At 41.4% G+C, this 16,349-nt stretch carries 12 protein-coding genes and 1 tRNA gene; 7 read left to right on the top strand and 6 right to left on the bottom strand.

The genetic code is table 11. The annotated features are described in order from the left end of the window. Positions 1-462 precede the first annotated feature (462 nt). The 3 genes from nadE to fmt all read left to right on the top strand — a co-directional run bounded on the left by nadE (position 463) and on the right by fmt (position 2,518). A complete protein-coding gene (gene nadE / locus AS219_RS00375) occupies positions 463-1,290 on the top strand; it encodes an NAD(+) synthase (RefSeq protein ID WP_067978558.1) in 828 nt (275 codons plus the stop codon). A gap of 243 nt (positions 1,291-1,533) precedes the next feature. After that, a tRNA-Ile gene (locus AS219_RS00370) sits at positions 1,534-1,607 on the top strand. Positions 1,608-1,636: 29 nt separating this feature from the next. Further along, positions 1,637-2,518: a methionyl-tRNA formyltransferase gene (fmt, locus tag AS219_RS00365; RefSeq protein ID WP_231861791.1), complete on the top strand. Its 882-nt coding sequence runs from the start codon at positions 1,637-1,639 to the stop codon at positions 2,516-2,518. Between the two features lie 422 nt (positions 2,519-2,940). On the opposite strand, the gene AS219_RS00360 is transcribed toward fmt, so the two are convergent. From AS219_RS00360 to gatB, 3 genes are all read right to left on the bottom strand, one after another. Further along, positions 2,941-3,591, bottom strand: coding sequence for a hypothetical protein (locus AS219_RS00360; RefSeq protein ID WP_067978550.1), 651 nt, complete (start codon positions 3,589-3,591; stop codon positions 2,941-2,943). A 727-nt stretch (positions 3,592-4,318) separates the two neighbouring features. Then, complete coding sequence (locus AS219_RS00355; protein WP_082784571.1) at positions 4,319-4,753, bottom strand: nucleoside deaminase; 435 nt, start codon at positions 4,751-4,753, stop codon at positions 4,319-4,321. Beyond that, positions 4,746-6,212 (bottom strand): Asp-tRNA(Asn)/Glu-tRNA(Gln) amidotransferase subunit GatB, encoded by a 1,467-nt coding sequence (gene gatB / locus AS219_RS00350; protein ID WP_067978547.1) that lies wholly within the window; start codon positions 6,210-6,212, stop codon positions 4,746-4,748. Before gatB ends, AS219_RS00355 begins: the two co-directional genes overlap by 8 nt. A 923-nt stretch (positions 6,213-7,135) precedes the next feature. Here gatB and AS219_RS00345 point away from each other — a divergent pair. The 4 genes from AS219_RS00345 (at position 7,136) to AS219_RS00330 (ending at position 11,030) form a co-directional block, all read left to right on the top strand. Then, the gene (locus AS219_RS00345; RefSeq protein ID WP_067978544.1) at positions 7,136-7,933 is read left to right on the top strand and encodes a hypothetical protein; all 798 of its coding nucleotides are present in this window, start codon (positions 7,136-7,138) and stop codon (positions 7,931-7,933) included. A 278-nt stretch (positions 7,934-8,211) separates the two neighbouring features. Then, positions 8,212-8,874, top strand: a complete 663-nt coding sequence (locus AS219_RS00340; protein ID WP_067978541.1) for a hypothetical protein — start codon at positions 8,212-8,214, stop codon at positions 8,872-8,874. Between the two features lie 599 nt (positions 8,875-9,473). Then, entirely contained in the window at positions 9,474-10,142 is a 669-nt protein-coding gene (locus AS219_RS00335) for a hypothetical protein (RefSeq protein ID WP_067978538.1), read from the top strand. A gap of 204 nt (positions 10,143-10,346) precedes the next feature. Continuing rightward, complete coding sequence (locus tag AS219_RS00330) at positions 10,347-11,030, top strand: hypothetical protein (protein WP_156469306.1); 684 nt, start codon at positions 10,347-10,349, stop codon at positions 11,028-11,030. 766 nt (positions 11,031-11,796) lie between these two features. On the opposite strand, the gene AS219_RS00320 is transcribed toward AS219_RS00330, so the two are convergent. The 3 genes from AS219_RS00320 to AS219_RS04055 all read right to left on the bottom strand — a co-directional run. Beyond that, a complete protein-coding gene (locus AS219_RS00320) occupies positions 11,797-12,615 on the bottom strand; it encodes a hypothetical protein (RefSeq protein ID WP_067980395.1) in 819 nt (272 codons plus the stop codon). 765 nt (positions 12,616-13,380) lie between these two features. Then, a complete protein-coding gene (locus AS219_RS00315) occupies positions 13,381-14,169 on the bottom strand; it encodes a hypothetical protein (RefSeq protein WP_231861790.1) in 789 nt (262 codons plus the stop codon). Positions 14,170-15,182: 1,013 nt separating this feature from the next. Beyond that, positions 15,183-16,349: hypothetical protein (locus AS219_RS04055; RefSeq protein WP_197456232.1), on the bottom strand; the 1,167-nt coding region annotated here is incomplete at its 5' end.

Below are 16,349 nucleotides of genomic sequence, written 5' to 3'. Positions count from 1 at the left end.
GAATCCAACAAATTAACGCAGTCTGAAAATTCTAACAGCCTCTACTCATGGAAACAAACTTTTCTCCTAGAATTGAGTATGAGGGCTGGAATATCTTTCTAGTCAAATAGAGAGATTCTTAAATGTAAACCACAAATTTACAAATACCATATTTGAAGAATCATGCGTTGTTAGCAAATACTTTTCTCCTAGAATTGAGTATGAGGGCTGGAATATCTTTCTAGTCAAATAGAGAGATTCTCAAATATAAACCACAAGTTTACAGATACCATACTTGAAGAATCATGCGTTGTTAGTAAATACTTCGGTCACACAGTAAAATACGGCACAGAATGCTAATTAGGGACTTTCATGTAGATCCTAGATGCGAATACAATCTACGCACCCTATAGCGAGTTCTTCCGGAAAATACAATTGGACTCCTTTACCTCACACAAAGTAAAGGTTATTTGTAACACTTATATGCGGGGACATCACCACGAATTGAGAAAATACTATTTATTTGTACTTCACGAACTAAGAAAGTATTTAGAGAATGCAGACACATTAGACGTAATCGTTGGACTTTCTGGAGGAATAGATTCGGCCCTAGTCGCAACAATCGCAACTGACGCATTTGGTAGTAATCGCGTGCAAACTGTGATGATGCCTTCTCCTTACACAAGCACTAATAGTATTGATGATGCACTAGAGGTCGCTTATAGGTTGGGCGTGGCGCATATGGTTATCCGTATAGATGGATTGCTTCAGTCATTCAAAGAGGTTTTTTCGCAGTGCATGACTTGGGAAGAACAGGATATTACAGAGCAGAACTTGCAATCACGCATACGCGCTGTCATCTTAATGGGACTTTCAAATAAAACCAATAGTCTTGTACTTTCGACCAGTAACAGGTCTGAGATTCTTACAGGTTACTTTACTCTCTATGGTGATTCATCTGGGGGGTACGCACCTATTTCACCATTCTTAAAAACACAAGTTTACAAACTTGCACAATGGCGCAACAGCAACATACCAGAAAGTAGTATGCTGCAAAAAAAAAATGTTATCCCAGACTCAGTATTAAGAAAGGCTCCAACCGCTGAGCTAAAGTATAACCAAAAAGATTGTGATACACTTCCTGAATATGACATACTCGACCAAATTTTAACCGCCATTTCATGTAAACAAGACTTAACAACTCTCAGTATAGATGAAGGAATAGTCTCAATGGTTGTTGAACGCGTTAGAAAATCTGAATACAAGAGAAGATACTTACCTATTGGACCTGACTTACTTGAGATGAATTAGAATCTTAGGCTTTTATTTAAATTGAGCATATATTGCAACTATTCCTTAATTTCTACCCAATAACATCAACTATGCATTGATGCTGCATTATATGCTGCGAGGCAACATATTTTCTTTCCTCCCTGGGTATAAAGTTGCCTTGCAAAAATTTTCTCAACCAATAGCACCATCTCATGAAGAAAAAGCCATACAAAGTCTACAAAATTGTAATGTTTAAGGATTCTTGGTAGAATCTCATTCTTCGGGGCTATAGCTCAGTCGGTTAGAGCACTCCGCTTATAACGGAGAGGTCGCTGGTTCAAGTCCAGTTAGCCCTACTGAATGGTTCTAGTTTGTTTCGGACTCAGTGAAGATACTTTTTATGGGATCGTCGGCGTTTGCGGTTCCGACGCTTTTGAACCTTATATCGGACCCGCAATTCGAGGTGTTAGAAGTCTATACCAAACCTCCAAGACCTAAGGGCCGAGGCCTCTTAACATCTATGACTCCGGTACATTCGAAGGCTTTAGAATATGGCTTTCCTGTAAAAACACCTTTTTCTTTAAAAGGAGAAAAACTCACTCCTTGTGATGTCATTGTTGTTGTTTCTTATGGTCTTATCATACCAGATCATTTACTATCGCATCCGAAGTTGGCACCTCTTAACATTCATCCGTCCCTTTTACCAAGATGGCGCGGTCCTTCACCAATTCAATATACAATCTTGGAGGGAGATAAAGAGGCAGGCGTGTCTATAATACGTATCACATCTGAACTAGATGCTGGAGCGGTATATGACCAAAAAGCTATCCCTCTCGATGGAACCGAGACATACTCCAACTTACATGATCAGCTTGCTAACCTTGGTGCCTCAATGTTGCATGGTGTATTAAAAACTTTAGATGCAATCAAACCTGTACCGCAAGCGGAAGAAAACGCAACATATTCAAAGAAACTTCCTAATTCAGTGAGCATTGATTTCTCTGAAGGAATAGAACCATTCTTGAGAAAGCTCAGAGTTTTTGGGGCCATTTCAATTGAGCTATTCGGCAAACATGTAAAAGTAATAGAAGCTTGTAGGACTGCAGATTCACCAACTACTAAGGTAGGCATTATACAAAACTCCAACAAGATCTTCCTACAATTTAAAGATGGGTGTGCAACTGTAAAAATTGTGAAACCAGAGAATAAAAAGGAAATGTCCACGGAAGATTTCCTCAATGGAATACGAAACAAATGTATCACTTAGGCTGACTCATCCATTTCCACAGACTGTGGAAAAGAACATTAATCTAGTTCATTGCCTTAGCAGCAAGGCTTTAATCTTCCGATAGAGTTTCACACCGAACGGAGGGGTCTTTTTCACTATAATGATGCGTGACTTTAAGCAGCTTTTTCACGGCAACAGTTGCAAAACCAGCAAAAGACAGATTGTCGCGTACACCACTTAAAAAGGATTAGATCCTACAAGCCCATCCAATTAAAGTAACTTCAAGAATCGCAGATACCAGTCATAAACCAAAACTCAAAATGCAGCACCCCATAACCATGGCACTAACCGGTTTCTACCATATTTTTTATCAGCTGAAGAGGCACACAGCCACCGCAATGTTAGTACCTACCATAGAGTTTCCGCATAGCTACAAAATTTCCTTCATAGCAAGTGCAATTTTATGATACAGAAAGTGCTGCTCGACTTTCCTCAGAAGCCCAACACTTGTTCATCTCAACGGTATAAACGCGCAACTTCCTAGAGTAATCAAGGTCATAAACTACCTGACTGACTTGAAATGTGTCACACAAAAGGTAAAGCAATGCTACAGCAACAGCCGCACTCACGCACACTGTTTCAGCTATTACCCATGGTCCAGGAGTGCCTTTCGTGATTTCCTGGTTAGCATGATATGCAAGAAACACGCACGCAGACACAAGCACAAATACAGATAGCACACACAGCACCACGATACCAGACAGCGCGTCTTTTACTGGTCTTGGAATGCCATTTTCATGCTTATAAAATGCATCCACATCAGTCGGCGGGTGCATACCTTTTAGAAGTTTTGCATCAAGAACCGCTGCAACAACAAGAGTAAGAAGAGCGGGCACCCAAAGACACATAATAATCTTTGAACTATCAAATTTGAGCTTTAGCCTAGCAACAATATGAAAAGCAAGCATAGCAGCCATCATCGGCGAAACTATAAGCACATAAGGTAAGACAGACATAAAGACTGGTTTTCTAGATCTAGTTGGCCTTTTAGGTCTAGATGGTTTATCAGATGTAACTGACTTATCAGGAGCTACTATTTCTTCAACAGTCACGATATAAGTGATTGATATAATTGAGAGATAATTATAACGTATGCCAATACTATTGCTGTATACTAGTACTATTACTCAATATCCATAAGGTGATTAGTAAAAAGATTTGATAATGTACAGTAAATAACGCACTACCAGATCCTAATTACCCCTAATCAAACAGTGAGGATGATTGGATTCCCGTTGATTGGGTAGCCACAGCTGATGAGATACCAATAGACTCCAGTTGTCCTGAGTGAAATAGTCAAAATAACCCACTAAAGTAACCAATAAATAAGTCTTTCTAGGTGAAAATGGAGGTGAATATCATTAATTAAGTAAACAATTAACAAGATACCAGCAACATTTAGCCTCTCAGATTTGGAGCCAGTAAATAAAAACATAAGAAACAGTAGAACGACCATAAAGAGATAGGTAAGCAAAAACTGTCATACTGTTTATACTCATCTTTGAGCAAAGCACTCTAAGAAGTACATGAGTAACAAAAACTCTATCATGCAACCCATTTTTTCATCTGTCTTCGCAGAGGTAAGAAAAAATAGATATCTAAGCAAATCATGCGCTTCTTGGTAAAGTTCAAAAACGTGTTACAAGAACTTGGCTGAGTATGAGGACTACTTTACCTCAAAAACGGACTCGTTATTGTACCGGATATGGAGTATGTGCATGCTTAACCACAGCTTATTCATTATCGCAATACGGTGCAAACGAGAAACCACGGGAAACTTTAATTTCTTAAAATACGGAAAAAACCAGATAAAAGCTCCTTAGCCTCATCCTCCATAAGACCTTCGTATATCATTGGTACGTGGAAATAAGTCCCCGTACCAAGACAACCATTTGAAATAGCACCACGTTTCTCGTCGTACGCAGCAAAACAAAGTGTGCCAACCCTGCTTAAAGACATCGCATACATACACATCGGACATGGCTCCAATGTTACATACAGTTCGAAATCCGTAAGAAACTTCACACCCAGCTTCTGGATTGCTTCTCTTATGACGAGCATTTCCGCGTGTGCTGTAGGATCAGAATCTTGAAAAACGCGATTACCAGATGAAGAAATAACAGCACCCTGCCTAACTAGGACAGCTCCAACAGGCACTTCACAATCAGACTGACGAGCAACACTAATTGCTAGCTCCATAAACTTCTTATCCATTCTGCACGCGACGCCTCTCGAGTTCCTCAAGTAAGACCTTGTTGACCAAATGGGGACTTGCATTCCCATTACTCTTCTTGATCACTTGTCCGACCAAAAAGGCAAGTATTTTCTCTTTACCCATGAGATACTCTCTAAGCTTTGCGGGATTTTCATCTAATATCTCTTTTACATACCCGAGAATAACCTTATCGTCCGTGACTTGCCGTAAGCTTTCGCGTTCCACAATTTCCTTCGGCGAACCCATACCTTCAAAGCTTTTTCTCAGAACCTCTTTTGCCGTTCGCTCTGATATTTCCCCGCTATGCACAAGTCTCAGGAGTTCATCCATCAGAGCTGGAGTCACAGGACTTTCCACGATTTTGATACCACGCTTATTAAGCAAACCGAAAAGCTCAACAGTGATCCATCTCGCAGCAAGTTTTGGTTGATGACCAATTTCCAAGAGGGAATCGAAATATCGAGAGGCATCGACATTTGAAACAAGCACGTTCGCATCATATGGAGATAAGTTAAGGTCTCTCACATATCTATTTTCCCTCTCGTCAGGTAACTCAGGCATCGAAGCCTTAATATCCTCTATATACTTTTCCTCCAAAACAAGAGGAAGCAAGTCAGGATCCGCAAAATAACGGTATTCGGTTGCAGATTCCTTGGACCTAGTGGCAATAGTACTTGAGGTATTCACATCAAAAAGTTTTGTTTCGACCGCAATCGTACCACCACTTTCAAGAACTTCTACTTGTCTTCTAGCTTCATGCTCTATGGCCTGAGCCAGGCTTTTAGTCGAGTTGAGATTTTTTATCTCACATCTTGCACCTAATCCCGGTTCACCTATTCTTCGAACTGAAACATTTGCATCACAACGGAACTCACCTTTTTCCATATTAGCATTTGAAGCACAAACATACTGCAGAATGAGCTTCAACTTATCTACATAAGCAACTGCCTCAGCTGGAGATGACATATCGGGCTCGGAGACTATTTCCATCAATGGGATTCCGGCCCTATTGAGGTCTATGTATGTTTTATCAGGTGAGAGATCATGTATACTTTTACCTGCATCCTGTTCGATGTGTATGCGATTTATCCTAATGACTTTATCGGGATTTCTTATTTGCACACATCCACCAGTTATGAGCGGATAGCTATTTTGGGTAATCTGGTAGCCATGTGGGAGATCGGGATAAAAGTAGTGTTTCCTCTCGAATACCGAATATAAATTAATTCTTCCACCAAGACCCAAACCAGCTCTAATAGCTTTTTCAACACAGTTAAAATTCAAAACTGGCAAGACTCCTGGCATCGCAGCATCAAAAAGAGTCACCGCCGTGTTAGGCCCTTTCGTGGAATCACATGGGGCATCAGAAAACAATTTATTTTTGGAGAGAATCTGTGCATGCACCTCCAGCCCGATAACAACCTCCCATTTAGCAGTCTTTCCATCTATACAATACATGACCTCAAATAACCTCCAAGTGGATCATTCTATGCAAACCACGACCAAAGGTACACCCCCTTTCCATGATATGCAAAATGCAGATACCACACCACCAATAAATCTCCAATTCATGAATAACTTAGTTTAGAACATTACAAAGAAAAATAGGAGGATTTATTGACAATAGGATATGCGGAATATTACTTTCACTCCTACATCGGTGAAGATCACAAAACATTTACAGAAACATGGCTTATCCATCAATAGAAGGAAAACTGTTTTCGTCGCTAAGAAGTACACAAGAAAACGCTCGATCTCGGAATTGGGTTAAAACGACGAGACAGGCACCTGCTTATTGTTTCGATTATTATCAACAACTAACCTACAAGGTCCCGCACGATCATATGTAAAATGTTTGACCGTTATGGTCCTAAACCCTCAAAAACAATCCGAACATAAATGGACAACATACGGAACCCTAATCAATTATCTCAACTATTACTCTCATACGCACAATAACGCTAGTTATATCCGTCACCCCCATTGCAAATAACTGAGGTTATCAATGTTTCTTAGTTGAGATACCTTGAGACCAAACATGAGAACTATCTAAACCCTATATGTTGGCGAACCAGAACGTACAGGAGCAAAGAGGAAAAGCTTAGATTTTTGCTATGGCTCTACTAAATCAGCACATGCAAGAACTAAATGTGCAATTTACTCATCTAGGTGTGCTCACCTAGATAACACATCCTAGAACATAGCACTTCATCGTATCACATCTCATCTGCATATTGATTTTTCTACTTCATCTGTTTGGAGTGCAGTTCTATTCAACTTATATGCAATCCATAATACAGTCATCTTAATATCAGTATAATGGTGTTATGTTAATATGGTGAAGAATAATTTTTTCTAGATTGGAGTTGAATTTGTTCAAGATGCAGAAACACTCTTCGCAATATTCCAAATTAAATTACATCCTTATCCCTTTGGTTGCCTTACAGTTCGCATACTGTGTGATCTCAACTGTGGCTCTTATAAACGCTTCAACACGTGACAAAAATGTCGATATAGGGAAGATTTCATCCATTTTGTTCTTCAATAGCGTTTTCATAATGTTGATCATTCTGCAGTGGACCATACAACAGAGTTACCTTTCCAAAGCATTGGAAGAGTGTGCAGTAGGAAGAATCGCGTGGAAAAACAAGGCACCCACAATAGGGGAGAGAGAATTAGCCAGAAACCTGAATCAATTATCAGTTGAGAATATGAATTGGGACTATCTAGAGATGTATCCAGACACCAGTATAAACTGGAGTACGTTTATAGAAGAAGATAGCTTTGCAAACACAAGACTATCTGACTTTCTGACCTCAAATCGAAATGTCAATAGCAATGGCGATTTTTACCAAATTGAAGGGCTCCCTCACAATTTGGATAGAAGATTGGTTTCAGAGAGACACAGACTTTTGAGTGACATTCCCGATGAAATAGAATCTACCTCGCAGAGCATAGAAAGGTATGAGTCACCCACCCGTAACGAACTCGCTCAGAGCAGGCACAGCTCATCAACGGTTTCGCATTTCTTTGAAGAGAATCGTGGCCCGTGTGGACCTATCAGATGTTACAATTTGACCTGTGTGTATCTAGTTCAAAACGGAACTATTATAGAGCAATGCGAACAAGTCACATGCTCAGTTTTTTTACCGGACATTAATGGAGGACCAGCTCTGTAGGAACTTACTACATCAGTTGATTCGCATTTACCTAAGTCATGCACACAAGTTAGGTAAAAGGTTTTACAGCTGCAAATGGTAATCTGATCCTAAAGTATCAATCAAGGTACTTTGGCGTGAAAGCTGCTTTGAGCAAGCACCACAAACCTCCCGATTACCCGAAACAGCAGAGATAGTCCTATCTTGAGATAAATAAAAGTTGACAAATTTAATAAAAGTATGATATACTTACCGTATATTTTCGTCTCCCTCCAATTTGTGGTGCTGTACTTACTGATATGAAAAATTTTTCATCTATTCTCTTTAAGCCGGTTTCTCCTTCTGCGGAAAAGTTGAGACGGGCTATTTTGCATCCAAGTTCATCAAAAACCGTTATCCTTGTAACCGCTTTGTGGGTCTGTATCATCCTGTCATACTGTATTCTGCAGGCACCGCAGTATGGGCGGGTCAGGCCATTTGGTGAATCCATGTCGATTCTTTTGATCCCTATCATCGGGGCAGCTGTGTTTTCTTTTTTTGCGTTAAGCAGACTTCCTTCAATTAGTGAGAAAAATACCGCTCTTGCAAAAACAATATCGGAAATTCATGCCCAGGGCGGCTACCAAGCATTACATTCTGCTGCTGTTGAACTACAGCAGATCAAAAAACCTTCAATCGCCTCTGTTGGTGCTTGTGCGTTTTTTTTCAGTATTGCATTCATAGTAGTAGGTGTTTCTCTTGGAGCTGCAGCCGGAACAAGTGCATATGGCCCACTTCTCTGCCTAGAAATAGCACTTGTAGTAGCAGCTTGTGCTGGTCTCGTTGCATTCTTGATACCGCGTCAGCAATCCAGGATGGCTAAAGCCGTGCTCGAGCTTTCAGAAGAGCAAGTCAAAGGGATCGTGCAGACTGTTCGCCTTGAACAATTAGCTACTAATGCTCGAGCTCCAAATAAGGCCTAATCTCATACACCCACCAGTTTGTTGGGTGTCGATCTGCGCGGTCTCTGTTTCGAGGTCTTTAGCTCTTTCTGTTCAGCAGTAAGACACTCGGACAAGCGCCGTGTTGCTGAGTCTTCCCATGCGTTCCACCATCTAGTGTGGATTGCTGTGTGGGGCAAAGCACTTTCACACAATCTGAACCATAGCTGTTCTTGTGCAGAGTCTGTGCAACGAATCCATACAGCTCGCACATAAGCTTCTCAGATCATTGGCTTACTTTAATCATCCAACAACGAGAAATCCTCAAAACACACACTCCAGCCACAACGACAAAATGCGGTCCTACACCGCCAATGCACAGAACATAAACAGTAACCATCTCAAAGCAAAAGCCCCAAAACGGCCTCTACACGATGTACGCCGTTGATGCTCAGAAATGAGTCCTATATCTCAACTTAGTTACGGAAATTGTCTTTGATTCTACTAGAACTTATATTGTCATCAAAATCCAATGCCATTAAACTGAAGTGTTTGTATTGCGAATATACTAATTTCTTGACATAAGACTAGAAAAATGATTACTATTGCAGTAGTTTATTTGCAGTTTTATCGATTGACTTATGATCAGAGATAATCAAAAGGGCATCATAGACAAGGCTATGCGTGGAGGGCCGTTCTACCTGCGGTTTATACTGCTTGTAAGTGCTTGGGTGATAGCCTTGGCAGGGTATGGCTTTGTGCTATTTGTCGGTAATGGTGTGAGCAGCAAAGTATGTGGCAGCGATAGTAATGGTGGGCATGTTGCACGTGCTTGTCTTGCTGCGTTCTTCCTGTTTGCGGCTCTTGTAACATTTATAGTTGGGTCTAAAGCTAAAAACCAAGACACCGCCATGATACAACTAGAGAAGCTGCCTAGGACACATGATGTCAAGGCTTATCTTGAAGAGCGGGTAAGGCAAGATACATCAAAGTCTAGATCAATAGCTGCGGCTTCTGCTGCATCTGCGGTAGGACTCGTGGCGATGATGCTTTGGCCACTAATGTTGCACTTCGCTGGTGTCACTGAGTCAGACAGCAAGCTTACTTTCAAGATAGGCGAGTTCGTTATATGTTGTCTAGCTGTCTTCTCGCTACTTTGTTTGGCGTATATGTCGCTAGTGGAAACTAGGGCTGTGACTGTGTACAGTGCTGCTGGTAAAGTTGGACTCCTCGATCCGGAGCCGTCTGACCAGGTGGGAGCAGCAGAGGTAGAGTGTGTTCAGCGTTCGCGCCGCCACAGCGCAGGCTAAGCACAAGATGGGCTTCTGTCTAGCCCAAAGCAATATTTGTAGGCAGTACATTCTTTATTTGTCACTACGGATCTTTGCTATTCCGTAGTGCTTTCATCGGGTAGAGCTGAGTTTCTAATAACTCTTTTACCAAGTGTCTCGTTTGGTGTCTTTTTGTTATGTTTTTTTGAGTATAGTAAAACCCACAATAAAAGTTTTACGATCATGCAAAAAAACGATTTAGAGCTACTCAAAAGGGGATTACTCGATAAAAGGACTGTTGCTCTGTTTTCCGTAATGACCTTCCTCTCTGCGTTTGCAGTTGGAGCACACATATTCTTCAGATTCCCCTGGAAAAACAACACTATAACGCATGGCCGATGTGTTTGGCTTTACCTCTTTCCTCCAATACTTGCAGTGACTTTAATAGGGGCATTTAAGCTCATTCAAGGAGTAGATCTAACTTCTACAACGCTTCGCTCGGCAGTGCAAGAAATGTACGATAATGGAAGACGGAACGGAACAATAAGCAACTGTGCAGATAAGCGAACATCAGAAATAATGCAAAAAATAAATGGGACAGCATACTCCTTAGAACAGTCATTTAAACCAAGAAAAGAAGAATTGTTTGTTATCTCCGCTATACTCTCGGTTGCCTGTATCACTGTTGCGGGCTGTTTGGATAAGACAACATGTCCTGTAAAGATGCAAACCCTAGCAGTTATCGAATCTATCCTCTTGGCTAGTACTCTTCTTAGCTCACTTGCTCTATGGATCGCTTTATATTTCACTCAGGCAGGGAAATCCCTACAATCTAATCAGCCTCAAGGAAAGAAAGAGGTTTTTAGACTCGTGGAAACACTTCGACTCTCAGATCCTCTAGAATGTTTGGCTCCGTTCTCATATTAAGATATATGAACACAATCTACTAAAATCCTATATATGAAATACGTCTATCAACACACAGTGCACTATCAAGAAGACTGAAGAAGACGTATTTCTGCTAACAGGTAAGAAGTCCCTCTTTATTGAATAATCTTAAAAGAAAGAAAAACACTCAGGTTTAATAGAAATGAGGTGAACCGTTCATTCAGCTTTTCGTATGTCATACCCACATGCGTGTAGGCAATTCACCAAAAATGATATCATCCGTTGAAAACTAGGACTTTACGAATTTCTCGCGAATGAGAATAAAAGTCATTATAATCTGCAGACCCTATTTTTGACCACAAAGACTGGAATACTACCAACTTGAATCTCAAGGATTCCGAAAAGCGTAACACCTAAACATAAGTATAAAAGAATCCTTTCGTTTGAGATTTCATATTTTCGTGCAACACCAGGAAGAGTGTCCCATTGTAAAATAATGCGACATCTGAGGCACTGATAATTTTGATAAAAATAGCACGCAACTGCATATCTTGGACCTCTAGTTACAACAATAATCTCAACCCAAGAACACAGTTTCAACAGAAAATCAGCAGAATCCAATTAACGGGTCATATTGTTCCACCTGTAGTAAAATACCTGGTATAGCTTAATATCGTCAAAACGAGGCAAAAAGCACCTACACCGGAGCTCACAAGACTAAACCGTCACCACCCCCGAAAGCTTAACCATTCCTTAAGTACATGAAATGAATCCTGATCCCTCAAATCTAATTTGGATTACCCATTTAATGGACAGCATATTGAACAACTGCGTCTTTTTGGCAATCAACTCTATCCAACTCAAAAGCATATGTTACTTGATCTCTGTATAGGAGCAGTGCTGTAACTGTGAGAATTGAACCGCATGAGATAGCTAGTAGTGTGCTTTGCAAGGCAATTAAGCATCCTGGATCCATATTATGGAATAGACCACTCACAGAAAAACACTCTAGAACAATAAATGCAGTCATAGAGACAACAAAAAGAACTCCTCCCACAACAAGCATCATATTGCAAAAAGAAAAATGGGGCTGGACAATTATCGATATCACCTCAATCGGATCCCATACATCCACCTTTTTATAACGAAGAAATTCTTTGATACGGCACCTCAGTTTATACACCTTTTCTCTACAGACCGAGTTAAAGGGAAAAACAAAGTCAAACATTACCGCCCTCATCAGCGAGAGAACGCAAAGAAAAAGAGAGGGAGCCAATAGGTAGGATATACGCAAATTCAGAGAGGAACTCTTTTTCAAGATAGCAATCCGTTCGACAGCAACGTGCGCTGCTATTATTGCCAGCCAAGCAGCCCCAAGAAATACAAATTGAAGATTCGTCTGCCAATTAAAGATACATTTACGTATCTCAGTAGGCAGCTTTTGCCAGACAAGTCTCTGGCTTGAATGATTTTCACTTCCAGTTTGATTATAACTATCTGCGGCATGAAAGTGAGCCTCTCCCTCTGGACTACTGCTTTCACTTTCAATACACTCGCAGGTTCGAAGCTCATCTGGTAAACTTATTTTGAAACTTCTGACATCATTTCTCGAGTTTCTCCTCATATTTTTAGCAGTCATGTACCATGTGTGACTGCATATTTATATCTTAAAAATTAAAAGAATACCAAATACCAAAGAAATAATATTTCTTAAAAAGTATTGAATTTTATTTCAATTATACTCCTGAAAAATTCACTTTATTTCTGAAGCAACGCAAATACCAATGCTTTCAAACGCCAAGCGGACAAAATAAATCAGAATACCCAACAACAATTAATCAACCGTAGCCTGAGGGAGAACAGTTGAAATTCACTTCAAGACGCATGGGCTCTTCTCCACAAATAATCTGGGTGAAAACAAGAACAAATATGCCAAAAAACTGCAAAGACAGATGTAACAATTCATTCCAAAGTGGTTTGTCCTATGCACCGACCCAATAATATTGGAAATATGTATGAAAACCTAATACTCAAAAATCATGGAGAATGGAAAACTCACTAAAAAAACTTCGAAACTGTTAACAGCAATAACACATGACTTTTCAACAGTCTGCTTCAGTCACCCAGACATACTTAAGTAACAATAACAAAGCTGCACATCATGACAAACTCCTGAATCAAGCCGTGAAAAGCGTATGAGACAAAACACAGAAAAATCCTTTCAGATAAGGAACACAACTGCTTCAAATGCACTGCCTGAGTGCGATCGTACACCCACTACTCAGAAAATTTACCCCTTTACCCATAAGTACACGCTATAAACGAACATGTGAGCACAAAACTTACTAATCTAGACTCAAACGCCTATCCTCAGCACACTGCAATCCTTCTACAGAGACGACAACAAAGACACATCGTCTGAAACTTCCATAAACGACTCATCACATCCTCCTTCAAGTGCTTGCTGTTCCGGACCTTCTGCTTCCACAAGTGAAGAGCTCGGTCTATCTCCGGCCCATCTTCTCATCCCCTCAAGATCACCATGAGCTACTTTTAGTACAACTTCTACACCCTCAAATTCGGGATTATCTACTCTATTTATCCCGAGATCCGCGATTACATTAGCACCTGGAGTAAATGGATCAGAGCCCTCAAAGCTGAACTGATTCGTTGCAAGGGTACTCCTACTAGACTCATCGACGAGACGACGCCCACAATAGGACAATGATGCACCATCTAAAATACGAGAGGCTATTGCTAGTCCCACATCCATAACACTACCCCCAACTGAAGGCCGAATATCACCCGTAAGTAAAGGTACAGTATCACTAGGAGAATCACTAGGAGAAGCTGTTGGAACAGTCTTTTTAGCGCGGGCTGCATAAAAAGACTGGTATACTACCAACAAAAGAGAGAAAAACAACAAGCTACACTCTACCCCGGCAAGCACTTTCTGTGTAGTTAAGCTAAGGTCACGAACGCTGTCCACAACTATAGCAACTATGAGGAATCCAAGGAAAAGCACTCCCAAAACGCATGGGAGAATAACGGACTTGAGACTTTTTTTAGTCATGCGAGCACTCTCCTTACGAGACAAGGCTGCTAGCCCTGAATCAACAGAACGAACATGTCTCTCAAGCATGACGAGCAAGCCCCGTGACACAAGAGCGAAAGCCATACAGATGGCGACTCCGTGAAGATATACAAGACACCACCAGCTCCCTGTAACTGGGCGACCACCCCAAGGTACACGTTTTGCTATCCAAACGGCAAAAATAGTCGCACAGGAAGCAACAACACAAACAAGGGTAGCGACTCTCGCAATTCTAGCTACTTTCTGATAGCCATGGCGAAGCCTCTGAATACTATCCAACATATATCACAACTTGAACCTTTACAAATTTAAACACAAACTAAACCACACCACCTCCCCAAGCTCTACGTAACTCAAGAGGTGCACCATTAGCAAATACCAAGCAAAGCACGGTACACAGCAAATAATTTTCGCATCTTACGATCAACGAAAGCCACCGTAGCTCCGAACTTCCCATAGATCATGCTATTATTCCCGAAACCAGCACAGCAAAAGCATGCACTCAGAAAGGCCTAGCTGATAAAAACAAGGCTTCTCGCGTTAGTTAAACTATCAAGATTGATTGAATCCGCACCCTTGTTAACTCACTAGATAAGGCGCTGTATTAGTGAACGATCCCATCAGCAAGCTAGCAAAATCAGACTATATTTGCAACAACCAAAGTGTAACCAGAAAAGCAAAAACAATCAGAGCGAGTAAAGATACAAAACTAATTTAAGCAATCCATGCTTGCTGAGGGTAATACGTCTAACTTTTAAATGGCATTCACGCTCAGCCTTTGAAAGCGCTCGATTCTGTTTTCCCTCAGGTTTCATATCTTTCAACTCCTCGACCTATTACCGACATGATATTAACACAACCGTCGGTAGCACTTGTGCTACGATCTAAAGCACTGCAGATATAAGATCTACATCACTCATTTTACACGAAAAATACTGCATCTGTAAAATAATTTACTTATTTGTAAACCCAGTCCTAATACCTAGTATCGGTATAACTGGCCTACAAAGACACTTCTACACACCAGATTTCAGCATACTAGCTGCAGTTTATTCCGAGAAAAATCAGCTCTGTTAGGTGAACTTTTTTTCACTAACTTATGCGCACTGACGTCTACATTCTTGTAGCTCTGCACCTGCATATCCAGCCTCTTCCAGCTGGGTACCAGGGTTCAGACCACCAGACGGAACTCCTGAACTCTGCCTGGTTCCATCTGCCACCACGTTTTCTGCGCTTCCAGGAACACGCACACAATGTAGTATTGCGATGAACAAAACTGCTGCCAGAAATGCACATTCTATACCTGCCAACAGTGTTTTCTCAGTCGAAGACAAGTTCGATGTGTGGTCCAAGAAGCACGCAACGGCACCCAATCCCACAAGCAGAATACAGCACACAATAAAAGCGAACAATGTGTCATCCGCTCTTCGCAGGCCTTTTTGAGCACCAGGAACTGCTTCATCCATCATCGCCATGATAGAACGTTCTCCTTTCCTAAATTCGCAATACGTACAAACAGCAAAAAGGAGGAGGGCAGCCGGCAGAACGTATAGCGCACACCACCAACTCTTTGTTACCGTAGCCCCCGTCCCAGATATCCTTGTTGTTGCGTGAACAACAATAATAACCAGAGCGAGTACATGTGCTACACAAGCTGCACACCATAATTCTGCAGCAGTAGCACGTCTGATCTTTAAACGACCTCGTCTTCCCGAAGCTCTTGCAGCATGTTGATTCTGTTCTTCTTCAGGCCCCTCAAGCGGTTGACCTTGTTCTCCCCCAGCTCCTGCAGCATGCTGATTCTGTTCTTCTTCAGGCTCTACAGGTGGTTGATCTTGTTCTTCTACAGCTTCTGCAGCCTGTTGATTCTGTTCTTCTTCAGGCTCTACAGGCGGTTGATCTTGTTCTTCTGCAGCTTCTGCAGCCTGTTGATTCTGTTCTTCTTCAGGCTCTACAGGTGGTTGATCTTGTTCTCCCCCAGCTCCTGCAGCATGCTGATTCTGTTCTTCTTCAGGCTCTACAGGCGGTTGATCTTGTTCTTCTGCAGCTTCTGCAGCCTGTTGATTCTGTTCTTCTTCAGGCTCTACAGGTGGTTGATCTTGTTCTCCCGCAGCTTCTGCAGCCTGTTGATTCTGTTCTTCTTCAGGCTCTACAGGTGGTTGATCTTGTTCTCCCGCAGCTTCTGCAGCCTGTTGATTCTGTTCTTCTTCAGGCTCTACAGGTGGTTGATCTTGTTCTCCCGCAGCTTCTGCAGCCTGTTGATT

Source organism: Neorickettsia sp. 179522 (assembly GCF_001593535.1).
GTDB classification, from domain to species: domain Bacteria; phylum Pseudomonadota; class Alphaproteobacteria; order Rickettsiales; family Anaplasmataceae; genus Neorickettsia; species Neorickettsia findlayensis.
This window is presented reverse-complemented; position numbering and strand designations above follow the sequence as displayed.

Excerpts from the sequence above, each read along its gene's own strand:
- nadE (WP_067978558.1), top strand. The coding sequence starts at position 463 with ATGCGGGGACATCACCACGAATTGAGAAAATACTATTTATTTGTACTT.
- AS219_RS00355 (WP_082784571.1), bottom strand. The coding sequence starts at position 4,753 with ATGGATAAGAAGTTTATGGAGCTAGCAATTAGTGTTGCTCGTCAGTCT.
- gatB (WP_067978547.1), bottom strand. The coding sequence starts at position 6,212 with ATGTATTGTATAGATGGAAAGACTGCTAAATGGGAGGTTGTTATCGGG.
- AS219_RS00345 (WP_067978544.1), top strand. The coding sequence starts at position 7,136 with ATGCAGAAACACTCTTCGCAATATTCCAAATTAAATTACATCCTTATC.
- AS219_RS00340 (WP_067978541.1), top strand. The coding sequence starts at position 8,212 with ATGAAAAATTTTTCATCTATTCTCTTTAAGCCGGTTTCTCCTTCTGCG.
- AS219_RS00335 (WP_067978538.1), top strand. The coding sequence starts at position 9,474 with ATGATCAGAGATAATCAAAAGGGCATCATAGACAAGGCTATGCGTGGA.
- AS219_RS00330 (WP_156469306.1), top strand. The coding sequence starts at position 10,347 with ATGCAAAAAAACGATTTAGAGCTACTCAAAAGGGGATTACTCGATAAA.
- AS219_RS00320 (WP_067980395.1), bottom strand. The coding sequence starts at position 12,615 with ATGAGGAGAAACTCGAGAAATGATGTCAGAAGTTTCAAAATAAGTTTA.
- AS219_RS00315 (WP_231861790.1), bottom strand. The coding sequence starts at position 14,169 with ATGGCTTTCGCTCTTGTGTCACGGGGCTTGCTCGTCATGCTTGAGAGA.